Source organism: Amycolatopsis panacis (genome assembly GCF_003600245.1).
Classification (GTDB): domain Bacteria; phylum Actinomycetota; class Actinomycetes; order Mycobacteriales; family Pseudonocardiaceae; genus Amycolatopsis; species Amycolatopsis sulphurea.
Window position 1 is genome coordinate 46,032 of sequence record NZ_QZFV01000095.1, and the last position, 11,088, is coordinate 57,119.

Sequence of the window (11,088 nt, forward strand, 5' to 3'; positions counted from 1 at the left end):
CGCGAGGGCAGCCCTGCGGACCGAAAGCGAAAATCTCTCACCCGAGGGCTGCGCATCCGGTGAAAGACCGGTAGCACTGCTGTGCATCGAAGCCCCCTCCTCCCTGCGGAGTGCCGATGCGCAGAACCGGGATCGTCCTCTCCCTTGTCATGCTGTTCGCCGCCGTGCTGCCCGGCGCGGCCGGGGCCGTCACGGGATGGACCACGGCAGGCTCGGACCGGGCCCGCCCGCTCGACGAGAGCCAGGGCCTGGCCACCGTCGAACGGCCCTCGGGCACGTCCATCCGCTACACCGGGATCGGCACCGTCGACGCCGGGCTCGCCGTGCAGGGCTGGAACCACATCGGCGACCCCGGCTCGGCGAAGGGCTGGTACGTCGAGCCCTACCAGCGCGACGACCGGGGCGCCAAGCTCTTCCGCGTCGAGTCGCCGGAGGGCACCCGTGCCGACTACCGGCACGCCCTGGAATCGTGGGAGGCGAACAACAACTCGTTCGCCGCGGTGTCCCCGGACGCGCGCTGGCTGGTGTCCGGCGAGTGGGGCACGATGGACCGGCTGCTCGTCTACCCGATGCCCGGCGTCGCGGAAACCGATCCCGGGAAGAACCTGCCCTACGCCTTCTCGGTCAAGCTCGATCATCCGGTGCGCGACGTGCAGGGCTGTGACTTCACCTCGGACAGGCAGCTGATGTGCTCGTCCGACGATCCGGACGGCAGCCTCTTCGGCACCACCAAACCGCTGCTGCAGGTCGATCTCGGCGGCGCGCTGCCGGGTTCCGACGTGACCGGGCACGTGACCTCGCTGGGCCGGCTGCCGCTGGAAAGCGGCTGCAGCGGGAACTTCGAAACCGAAGGCATCGACTTCGACGAGCGCGACGGCACCCTGCGGGTCGTGGTCGTCTCGCCCGGCGTCTGCGCGGCCGTGGACAGCAAGACCTGGCGCTTGCACCGGTGAGTGAGGCGCTCACGACGGGCGCGGCGGCTTCTCGCCCTCGTGCCCGTCACCCTCCGGTTCGGGGCGGCGCAACGGGATCGTGGTGCGCTCCCACCGGCTGCGGCCGTCCTCGGCGTGCATCCGCTCGCTGGCCCGGACCATCTCCAGCCGGCGCCACTTGCGGCGCTGCCGGCGGGTCGGCTTGGCCGGCCACAGCTCCTGGATCGCGCTGTTGAAGTAGGCACCGCCGACCACCGCGAGGCCGATGAAGAACATCAGCAGCAGGAAAGCGATCGGGGCGGCCAGCGCGCCGTAGGTGTAGCCGGTCTTGGTGATCCAGTTGAGATAGATGCGCAGCCCGATACTGGCGATCAGGAACACCAGCATGGCCAGGATCGCGCCGGGCAGCCCGCGGTGCCAGGGCAGCCGCCGCGGCAGCGCGAGCTTGTACAGCGTGGTCAGCGCCAGCACGATCATCACCCCGAGGACCGGGAAGTAGAGCGTGCCCACCCAGGAGGCGACCGTGGGCCGCCAGGTCACCGGGAAGAACTCCGGCAGCAGATCCGGCCCGATCGCCAGCAGCGGCAGCCCGACCACCAGCACGATCAGCCCGGCGAGATACAGCAGCAACGCGAAGATCCGCTGCCACACCTCGTTGCGCACGCCGTACTGATCGTGCGCCACGGTGATCGCGTCGACGAACGACGACATCGCCGAGGATCCCGCCCACAGCGATATCACGAACCCCACCGAGACGATCTCGCCCTTGCCGACGGTGAGGATGCTGTTCACCGTCGGCTCGATGATCTCCTGCACCGCGTTCTGGCTGAAAATGGTGCGACAGAAGGCGATGATCCGATCGTGCACGGCGTTGACCACGCCATGGCCGAACCACTCGCCGACGAACCCGAGACTGCCCAGCAGCCCGAGCAGCAGTGGCGGCAGCGAGAGCGTCTGCCAGAAGGCGGCCTCGGCGCCTTCGGAGAAGATGTTGCCTTCCCAGGCCTTCGCGAGGGTGCGGGTGAGGAGCCGCCAAGGCCCCTTGCGCGGCGGCTTCGCCGGCGGCGCGGGTGGCGGTTCCGGTGGCGGGGCACCGGGTGCGGGGTTCTCGGGCACGGTGGTTCCGGACGGGGTCCTCGGATTCGGGTCGGGTGCGGGCGGAATTCCGGGCGAAAGGCCCGCCGCGGAGAAACCGCCCGAACCCGAGTCTTCCACGACCCGCCCCGCGCCGGACGGGCCGTGCATCGCAGCGGCGGGCGGCGACGGGTGGTGAGCCGCCGGGGGAGCGGTGGCCGGGCCGCCGGTGGGTGGGTTCGGTGCTGGCGGGCCGGTCGGCGGCGGGGTTGGTGCGGGCCGGCTGGACGGGGCCGCAGGGGCCCGGGTGGGCGGCGGTGGTTCGAGATGGCCGGAGGAGGGGTGGCCGGGCGGGGGTGGGGTTGCTGTCCCGGGGTGTTCGCTGGTCGGGTCGGCGGGGATCGGGCCGCTCTCGGGCGGGGTTGCTGCGGGCCGGTCGCCGGGTGGCGTAGCCGTGCTGTGCGCAGATCGGGTCGGCTCGCTGCTCGGGCCGGCAGTCCGGCTGTTCGCGGGCCGGGTCACGGCAGGCCGGTCGCCGGGTGCTGCCACTTCGCTGGGCGCGAGTGTGGCCGGGTCGGCGGTCGGGCTGCTCAGGGCCTCGCCTTGTGCGGGCGGGGTTGCTGTCCCGGGATTGCCGTTGGCCGGGTCGTCGGGGACCTGGCCGTTCGCGGGCCGATCGCCGGATCGCACAGGCCGGTCTGGCGCAGGCCGGTCGCCTGGCGCGTCGCCCTCGGGAGCCGGAGTCTCCGCCCGCCCGGTGCCGGGCAGGGGCGGATCCGGCGGTGCCTCGCGCGCCGTCGTCCTGCCGGTGTCCGGTTCCACCTCACCCATCGTGGTTCCAGCATGGTCCATGGACGGGCGTTCGGCTCACCGCCCCGTGCGCGGCGTGCGGGGGCGGCTGACCCCGGCCGTGCCGCTGCCGGGTGCCGGCCGCGCCGGAAGGTAAGCTGACCGGCGTGCCCTCATCGTGGCCGCCGGCGCCGAAGCCGGTGCCGGCGTGGGGGTTTTCGCACGTCACGGCCGCAACGCGTGGCCGGAGGAGGGGGTGAGCCGAGCTTTGTCCGAGACGACGACCCAGGGGGTCCTCGGGGCACCGCCTGCCGGGCAGGACAGCACCGCGCGCCCGTTGCGCGCCTGGCAGCGCCGCGCGCTCACGAAGTACCTGACCCGCAAGCCGAAGGACTTCCTGGCGGTGGCCACGCCCGGGGCCGGCAAGACCGTGTTCGGCCTCCGGATCGCCGCCGAGCTGCTGTCGGACCGGACGATCGAGGCCGTCACCATCGTCACGCCCACCGAGCATCTCAAGCACCAGTGGGCGAGCGCGGCCGCCGCGGCCGGCATCGCGATCGACTCGAACTTCCGCAACACCACCGGGGTCACCTCGCGCGACTACACCGGGGTCGCGGTGACCTACGCGCAGGTGGCCGCGCACCCCACGCTGCACCGGGTGCGCACCGAGAACCGCAAGACGCTGGTGATCCTCGACGAGATCCACCACGGCGGCGACGCGAAGTCCTGGGGCGACGCGGTGCGCGAGGCGTTCACGCCCGCGGTGCGCCGGCTCGCGCTCACCGGCACGCCGTTCCGCAGCGACGATTCCGCGATTCCGTTCGTCACCTACGAACCGGACGCGGGCGGGTTCCAGCGCAGCAAGGCCGACCACTCCTACGGCTACTCCGACGCGCTCGCCGACGGCGTGGTCCGGCCGGTGGTGTTCCTCGCCTACTCCGGCGAGGCGTCCTGGCGCACCAGCGCGGGGGAGGAGTTCACCGCCCGGCTCGGGGAGCCGTTGACCGCGGAGCAGAACGCCCGCGCCTGGCGCACCGCCCTGGATCCGTCGGGCGAGTGGGTGCCCGCGGTGCTGCAGGCCGCCGACACCCGGCTGACCCAGGTCCGCCAGGGCGTGCCGGACGCGGGCGGCCTGGTCATCGCCACCGATCAGGAGTCCGCGCGCGCGTACGCCAAGATCCTGCAGCGCATCTCCGGGGAGATGCCCACCCTCGTGCTGTCCGACGATCCGAAGGCCTCGGGCCGGATCAAGGAGTTCTCCGAGACGAACGAACGCTGGATCGTCGCGGTCCGGATGGTGTCCGAGGGCGTCGACGTGCCGCGGCTGGCCGTCGGGGTCTACGCCACCAGCGCGTCCACCCCGCTGTTCTTCGCGCAGGCGATTGGCCGCTACGTGCGGGCCCGGCGCAAGGGCGAGACGGCGAGCGTGTTCCTGCCCAGCGTGCCCGTGCTGCTGGAGCTGGCCAGTGAGCTGGAGGCCCAGCGTGACCACGTGCTCGGCAAACCGCACCGGGAGAAGGAGGGCTGGGAGGACGAGCTGCTCGCCCAGGCCAACCGGACCGAGGACGAACCGGGCGAGGAGGAGAAGGCGTTCACCTCGCTCGGCGCCTCGGCCGAGCTGGACCAGGTGATCTACGACGGCAACTCGTTCGGCACCGCGGTGTTCTCCGGGTCCGAGGAGGAGCAGGAGTACCTGGGCCTGCCCGGCCTGCTGGAGCCCGACCAGGTGCGCGCGCTGCTGCGCAAACGGCAGGAGGAGCAGCTTTCCGACGAGAAGCGGCGCCGGCCCGCCGAGCCCGAGCGGCCCGCCCCGGCCGCCCGGCCGCAGTCGGTCAGCGAACGGCTCGGCGCGCTGCGCAAGGAGCTGAACGCCCTCGTCGGCGTCTACCACCACCGCACGAAGAAGCCGCACGGCGCGATCCACAACGAGCTGCGCCGGGTGTGCGGCGGCCCGCCCACCGCGATGGCCACCATGGAACAGATCGAGGAACGGATCGTCACCCTGCGCTCCTGGTAGGTCCCCTCCGTGCCCGGCGAAATCCCGGGCCACGCCAGCCGACCGGCCCGGCCGGGGCGGCCCCGCGATCACGCGGGGTATCGCCCGGGTCCGGGCCGGTCGCTCGTCCTGGGGGAGAACGGTCAAGTCCGGTTACCCTGGGTCAGTGGTCCGGACCACGCCGTCAGAGTCGGTCACATTTTCGGCCTACGTTGCCGAACCGTGTCCTTAAGGTGTCGGTTCGTCGATCCCGCCGTCTTCCCTGCAGCCCTCCGGAGTCATATGTTGTCGTCCACAACATATGCGCGACGGTGCGCCGGTTGGTTCCGGAACGCCGCTGCGCGAGCTTGATCCGGAAGGAACGAGGATGCGCAGCAGAACCATTACCCTCCTCGCCGCCACGGTGAGCGCCGGTCTGGCGCTGACCGCGTGCGGTGCGAACAGCTCGAACTCCGGGAGCTCGGGGAGCAGCTCCTCGTCCGCGCCGGCCCCGGCCGGTGGCGGGGCCAGTGGCAAGGTCGGCGTGATCCTGCCGGAGACGGCCACCTCGGCCCGCTGGGAGGCCTTCGACAAGCCGATGCTGCAGGCCGCGCTGTCCGCGCAGGGCTTCAGCTCGGACATCCAGAACGCGCAGGGCGACAACCAGAAGTTCTCCTCGCTCGCCGACGGGTTCATCAGCCAGGGCGTCAAGGTCCTGATCATCGCGCCCTCGGATCCGGCGGTCGGTGCGCAGATCGAGGCCAAGGCGAAGGCCGCGGGCATCCCGGTCATCGACTACGACCGGCCCAGCCTCGGCGGTTCGGCGAACTACTACGTCTCCTTCGACAACGAGAAGGTCGGCGAACTGCAGGCCCAGGGCCTGGCCGACGCCCTGAAGAGCAAGCCGGGCGCCGGCGTCGTGCAGATCGAGGGCGCGCCGACGGACAACAACGCGACCCTGTTCGGCGACGGGCACGACAAGATCCTCAAGCCGCTGTACGACTCCGGCGCGCTCAAGCTGGTCCAGAAGCAGCCGATCAACGACTGGGACCCGCAGGTCGGCGGCCAGACCTTCGAGCAGATCTTCAGCCGGGCCGGCGGCAAGGTCGACGGCGTGGTCGCGGCGAACGACGAGCTGGCCGGCGCGGTGATCACCGTGCTGAAGAAGAACGGCCTCAACGGCAAGGTCCCGGTCACCGGCCAGGACTCGACCGCGGCCGGGCTGCAGGCCATCCTGCGCGGCGACCAGCTGCTGACCATCTTCAAGCCGATCAAGGAAGAGGCCGAGAACACCGCGAAGCTGGCGGCGGCGCTGGCCAAGAACGACACCGCCGCGGCGGACAAGATCGCGACCGGCACGCTGCACGACCCGAAGAACAACCGCGACATCAAGTCGGTGCTGCTGGCCCCGCAGCTGATCACCGTCAACGATGTCAAGAAGGTCATCCAGGCCGGCTACGTGAAGGCCTCGGATGTGTGCACCGGTGACGTCGCCGCCAAGTGCACCCAGTACGGCATCTCCTGAGCCGGACCCGGGAGCACCCTAGACAGCCGGGCCGGGACGCGCGTACCCCCGACCACGCGTCCCGGCCCGGTCCCCACGGGAGAGACAAGCGAACCATGAGCGAGCCCATTCTCGACATCTCCGGCCTGAACAAGAGCTTCGGCCCGGTTCACGTCCTGCACGACGTGGACTTCGCGGTGCGCGCGGGCGAAGTGACCGCGCTCGTCGGCGACAACGGGGCCGGCAAGTCCACTTTGGTCAAATGCATCGCCGGTATCCACCCGTACGACACCGGCACGGTGACCTTCGGCGGCAAGCAAGTGCACATCCACGGCCCCAAGGACGCCTCGGAACTCGGCATCGAGGTCGTCTACCAGGATCTCGCGCTGGCCGACAACCTCGACATCGTGCAGAACATGTTCCTCGGCCGGGAACGCGGCAGCTCCTGGCTGCTGGACGAGGCCGCGATGGAGAAGGCCGCCCGCGAGACGCTGGCCTCCCTCTCGGTGCGCACGGTGAAGTCCGTGCGCACCCCGGTCTCCGCGCTCTCGGGCGGTCAGCGCCAGACCGTGGCGATCGCGAAATCGGTGCTGTGGAACAGCAAGGTCGTGATCCTGGACGAGCCGACCGCGGCGCTCGGCGTGGCGCAGACCCGGCAGGTGCTCGATCTGGTCCGCCGGCTCGCCGAGCAGGGCCTGGGCGTGGTGCTGATCAGCCACAACATGGCCGACGTGTTCGAGGTCGCGGACCGGATCGACGTGCTGTACCTGGGCAGGCTGGTGGCCGAGGTGCTGACCAAGGACGTGACGCACAGCCAGATCGTCGAACTCATCACCGCGGGCCGGTCGGGCGACCTCGGCCTCGCCCGCCCCGAAGCCGTCGCGCTGTGAGCAGCCACGAGAAAGAACCTGCCATGACTGAAACCCCTGCGAAGCCGGCGAACCCGGAGGCGGGCAGCGGCGCCATCACCGACTTCGGCATCGACACGACCTCGATGTCCACCGGTGAGGCCATCAAGGACTACTTCGCCCGAATGAAGGACGGCCAGCTCGGCTCCATCCCGGCCGTGCTGGGCGTGATCGTGCTGGCGATCCTGTTCAGCGCGCTGTCCGGGGACTTCTTCACCCTGCGCAACATCGCGAACCTGCTCGAACAGGGCGCCGGGCAGACCATCATCGCGATGGGCATCGTGTTCGTGCTGCTGCTCGGCGAGATCGACCTTTCCGCCGGTACTGCCTCGGGCGTGTGTGCCGGGCTGATGGCCCTGCACTACGTGCGTAACGGGAATCTGCTCGGCTCCATGGGCACCGGGGTGTTCATCACCTTCATCGTGGTGCTCGTGATCGCGGCGGGACTCGCGCTGCTGCAACGAATCTGGGCCGGTGCGGTCATCTCGGTGATCGGCATCGTGATCATCCTGATCGGCGCCCCGGTGAACGCCTGGGTCGAGATGGCGATCGCGATCTGCACCGGGACGGCGATCGGCTGTATCACCGGGTTCCTGGTCTCGAAGATCGGCATGCCCTCGTTCGTGGTGACGCTGGCGTTGTTCATTGTGTGGCAAGGCGTACTGCTGCAGTTCATCGGCGAAGGCGGCACGCTGCCGATCAGCACCAGCGACACGCTCAACGCGGTGGCCAACGGAAACCTGTCCGTGACAGGCAGCTGGGTGCTGTTCGTCGTGGCGGTCGGCGGGTATGCGGTCATCGCGCTCGGGCAGCACTTCACCCGGCAGCGGCGTGGGCTGGTGGTGCAGCCGACGCCGATCGTGGTGTTCAAGGTCGGTGTGCTCGCGGTGCTCGCCGCGGTCTCGACCTACCTGCTCACGGTGAACCGCTCGTCCAACGACCAGGTGAGCATCCAGGGCGTGCCGTATGTGGTGCCGATCGTGCTGGTGCTGCTGTTCGCGGGCACCTACGTGCTCAACCGGACCAAGTACGGGCGGCACCTGTATGCGGTGGGCGGCAACAAGGAAGCTGCCCGGCGGGCCGGGATCAACGTGCCGAAGCTGCGCACGAGCGTGTTCGTGATCAGCTCGTCGTTCGCCGCGATCGGCGCGATCGTGTACTCGTCGAAGATCGGCGCGGTGAACCCGCAGTCCGGTGGCCTGAACACGCTGCTGTTCGCGGTCGGCGCGGCGGTGATCGGCGGGACCTCGCTGTTCGGCGGCAAGGGCCGGGTCATCGACGCGGTGATCGGTGGTGCCGTGCTGGCCATCGTGAACAACGGGCTCGGCCTGTTGCAGCAGTCGGCCGCGGTGGTCAACATCGTGACCGGCCTGGTGCTGATGCTGGCCGCGACCGTCGACGCGTTGTCCCGGCGGCGAGCCGAGGCGTCGGCACGCTGAGGGCCGATGGGAAGATAGCCTGGTGAGCAGCTCGCCCGTCGCCCGCCCGGACGAGGTGCGCCGGCACAACCGCACGACCCTGCTGCGGCTGTTGCACGTCGGTGGCCCGAGCACGCGGGCCGCGCTGGCCACCGAACTCGGGCTCAACCGCAGCACGATCAAGACCCTCGTGGACGGGCTCGCCGAGGCGGGCGTCGTCGAGGAGCGGGTGCCCCGGCCGGGGCGGGGGGCCGGGCGCCCCTCGCTCCTGGTCCTGCCGCAGCCGCACGCCGCGGTGGTGCTCGCGGTCGACCTGCAGGTCGAGCACGTGGCGATGGCGCTGGTCGGGCTGGGCGGGCAGATCCTGGTCCGGGACAGCTGGCATCTGCGCACGCCCACCCGCACCGCGGACGAGGTGATCACGCACGTGATCGAGTCGACCCGGGTGCTCGCCGCCGATCTCGGCGTGGACCCGGTGGCCGCCGGCATCTCGGTGCCCGGCGTCGTCCGCCGCGCGGACGGGCACGTGCACGAGGCACCCAACCTGCGCTGGACCGACGTCGCTCTGGGCGAACGCCTTGGTGGCGTGCTGCGTATCCCCATCCTGGTCGGCAACGACGCCGAGCTGGGCGCGCTCGCGGAGCACCTGCGCGGCGTCGCTCGCGGCTCGTCCGACGCGGTGTACGTCTCCGCCGACGTCGGCGTGGGCGGCGGCGTGATCGCACAGGGCTCGTCGCTCAGCGGCGGCGCGGGCTACTTCGGGGAGATCGGGCACATGGTGATCCGTCCCGGCGGGCGGCCGTGCTACTGCGGCAACAGCGGATGCTGGGAGACCGAGATCGGGGAAGCCGCGCTGTGCCGCGCTTTGGGCCTGCCCGAGGGCATCGCCCGGGGCGCGATCCTGGTGGAACTGCGGGAACTGGCCCGTGATCCGGAAGCGGCGCTGGAGCGGCTCGCGGAGTTCACCGAGTGGCTGACTCTCGGGCTGGTGAACGTGGTGAACCTGCTGGGCCCGCAGCTGGTCGTGCTGGGGGACCTGCTGACCGTGCTGCCGGAAGCGGTGATCCGGGTCGTCGCCGAGGAGGTCCGGCGGCGCAGCCTGGTGAGCCGGGCGGTCGGCGGGACCCGGATCGTCAGCTCGGTCCTGGGCGCGGACGTGAAGCTCCTCGGCGCCGCGGAAGTCGCCTTCGAGACCGTCCTCGACACGGTCTGAGCCCCGGCTCACCGATGGGCTGTGAAGGGAACCTTCACGGACGCTGGGGCTGTGAAGGGTCCCTTCACAGCCCTGCACCGGCGGCGACGGGCGGTGCGGGCGCCGAAACGGCCGGAGGCGGCAGGTGCGCTGGGCACCTGCCGCCTCCGGGACGGAAGTTCGGGTCGTCGGTTACTTCTGGATCTCTGCCGCGAGCTCCTTGAGCTTCGCCTCGTGTTCGCGGGCGTGGTGGCCGCAGAAGAGCAGTTCGCCTCCGGAGCTGAGTACGGCGCGGACCTGAGCTGCTGCTCCACACCGGTCGCAACGGTCGGCGGCGGTCAATTCGGGGCGGGTGAGCGTCGGCGTTGTCATGGGGGTCTCCCTCCGTCCCGGTACCGGTCGCCCGGTACCTCGATCCAGCTACGCCCACTTCGGAAAGACTGCCTTCGGCGGGATCGCTTCCGGCTCCGCGGTGTTCGTGCTTCCACTCTTGCAGACGTTTCGCTGCCCGCAAGTGTTCCCGCGCCGGTGGGAGGTGTGTCACGCCGAATTACCCCGGTTGCCGTAGCGCCCGGTGCCGGGCACTGCTCCACCCCACCCAATGCCGGACATTTTGCGTGGTCAAACCCTATGCAGGGGAGGATTTCGGGTGGCCGGGGAAACGCGGCGACGTGATTCCGGCGCGGGTCTTGTTCGTTCTCAGCGGAATTTTTCCGGGTCTGCCGGTCCGGTCCTCGTGGCCGGGGTTTCCGGGCAAGCGGATCCGGGCGGAGTGTGTTCTTCGCCACGGTGGCCCGGAATCCGGCCGGGAGGGCCGATCGGATCGCCCGGCGCCGGACCGGAATACTGACAGTGACGAAGGGAGCACACCATGACCAAGGCGGCGTCGGCGGCGGCGAAGGATCTGGCCGCGGCGGGAGTCGGCGGCGTCCATCTGGCCTGGGCGGACAACAACGGCATCCCCCGGTCACGGATCGTGCCGGTCGCCGGGCTGGCCGACGCGGCGGTGCGCGGGGTCGGCGCGACCACGCTGTTCGCCGTGTTCGACAGCCACGACGCGATCACCTACGCGCACGCCGGTCTCTCGACCCCGTCCGGGGACCATCGGCTCGTCCCGGTCGTCGAGCGGCTCCGGCGGCTAGCCGGGTGTTTCGCACATGAGTGATGGCGGGCGGACCCGGGAACTCCGGATTTGTTGATCATGGCGGTTGGGTGGGGTCGACCGCAAGGAGGTCGAGTAGCCGGGCTTGGATCGGGGTCGGCTGTGGGATGAGTGCTGGCCGGCCGCTGCATGCG

Annotated in this window: 8 protein-coding genes and 1 pseudogene; 7 read left to right on the top strand and 2 right to left on the bottom strand. The window is 70.6% G+C overall.

Annotation, left to right across the window (positions count from 1 at the left end; all coding sequences use genetic code 11):
- The first annotated feature begins 116 nt into the window (after nt 1-116).
- Nucleotides 117-953: a hypothetical protein gene (locus D5S19_RS19790; RefSeq protein WP_120024832.1), complete on the top strand. Its 837-nt coding sequence runs from the start codon at nt 117-119 to the stop codon at nt 951-953.
- Between the two features lie 9 nt (nt 954-962).
- Here D5S19_RS19790 and D5S19_RS19795 read toward each other — a convergent pair whose 3' ends face one another.
- Entirely contained in the window at nt 963-2,048 is a 1,086-nt protein-coding gene (locus D5S19_RS19795; protein ID WP_120024833.1) for a YihY/virulence factor BrkB family protein, read from the bottom strand.
- A 1,015-nt stretch (nt 2,049-3,063) separates the two neighbouring features.
- Between D5S19_RS19795 and D5S19_RS19800 the strand changes: the two genes are divergently transcribed.
- From D5S19_RS19800 to D5S19_RS19820, 5 genes are all read left to right on the top strand, one after another.
- Complete coding sequence (locus D5S19_RS19800; protein ID WP_120024844.1) at nt 3,064-4,812, top strand: DEAD/DEAH box helicase; 1,749 nt, start codon at nt 3,064-3,066, stop codon at nt 4,810-4,812.
- A gap of 346 nt (nt 4,813-5,158) precedes the next feature.
- On the top strand, nt 5,159-6,295 hold the full coding sequence (locus D5S19_RS19805; protein WP_120024834.1) for a sugar ABC transporter substrate-binding protein: 1,137 nt from the start codon (nt 5,159-5,161) through the stop codon (nt 6,293-6,295).
- 95 nt (nt 6,296-6,390) lie between these two features.
- Nucleotides 6,391-7,164: an ATP-binding cassette domain-containing protein gene (locus tag D5S19_RS19810; protein ID WP_120024835.1), complete on the top strand. Its 774-nt coding sequence runs from the start codon at nt 6,391-6,393 to the stop codon at nt 7,162-7,164.
- A 23-nt stretch (nt 7,165-7,187) separates the two neighbouring features.
- Nucleotides 7,188-8,621: a sugar ABC transporter permease gene (locus D5S19_RS19815; protein ID WP_120024836.1), complete on the top strand. Its 1,434-nt coding sequence runs from the start codon at nt 7,188-7,190 to the stop codon at nt 8,619-8,621.
- Between the two features lie 22 nt (nt 8,622-8,643).
- The gene (locus tag D5S19_RS19820) at nt 8,644-9,813 is read left to right on the top strand and encodes an ROK family transcriptional regulator (RefSeq protein WP_199730587.1); all 1,170 of its coding nucleotides are present in this window, start codon (nt 8,644-8,646) and stop codon (nt 9,811-9,813) included.
- A 171-nt stretch (nt 9,814-9,984) separates the two neighbouring features.
- Here the strand turns inward: D5S19_RS19820 and D5S19_RS19825 are convergent, their stop codons facing one another.
- A complete protein-coding gene (locus D5S19_RS19825) occupies nt 9,985-10,164 on the bottom strand; it encodes a DUF7455 domain-containing protein (RefSeq protein WP_037358805.1) in 180 nt (59 codons plus the stop codon).
- A 499-nt stretch (nt 10,165-10,663) separates the two neighbouring features.
- On the opposite strand from D5S19_RS19825, the pseudogene D5S19_RS19830 reads away from it, so the two are divergent.
- Nucleotides 10,664-10,939, top strand: a pseudogene (locus tag D5S19_RS19830) (glutamine synthetase); the annotation flags it as partial.
- Nucleotides 10,940-11,088: the final 149 nt, after the last annotated feature.

What these genes read in the sequence shown, in the direction of transcription:
- D5S19_RS19825 (WP_037358805.1), bottom strand. Translation starts at nt 10,164, where the DNA reads ATGACAACGCCGACGCTCACCCGCCCCGAATTGACCGCCGCCGACCGT.
- D5S19_RS19810 (WP_120024835.1), top strand. Translation starts at nt 6,391, where the DNA reads ATGAGCGAGCCCATTCTCGACATCTCCGGCCTGAACAAGAGCTTCGGC.
- D5S19_RS19790 (WP_120024832.1), top strand. Translation starts at nt 117, where the DNA reads ATGCGCAGAACCGGGATCGTCCTCTCCCTTGTCATGCTGTTCGCCGCC.
- D5S19_RS19805 (WP_120024834.1), top strand. Translation starts at nt 5,159, where the DNA reads ATGCGCAGCAGAACCATTACCCTCCTCGCCGCCACGGTGAGCGCCGGT.
- D5S19_RS19815 (WP_120024836.1), top strand. Translation starts at nt 7,188, where the DNA reads ATGACTGAAACCCCTGCGAAGCCGGCGAACCCGGAGGCGGGCAGCGGC.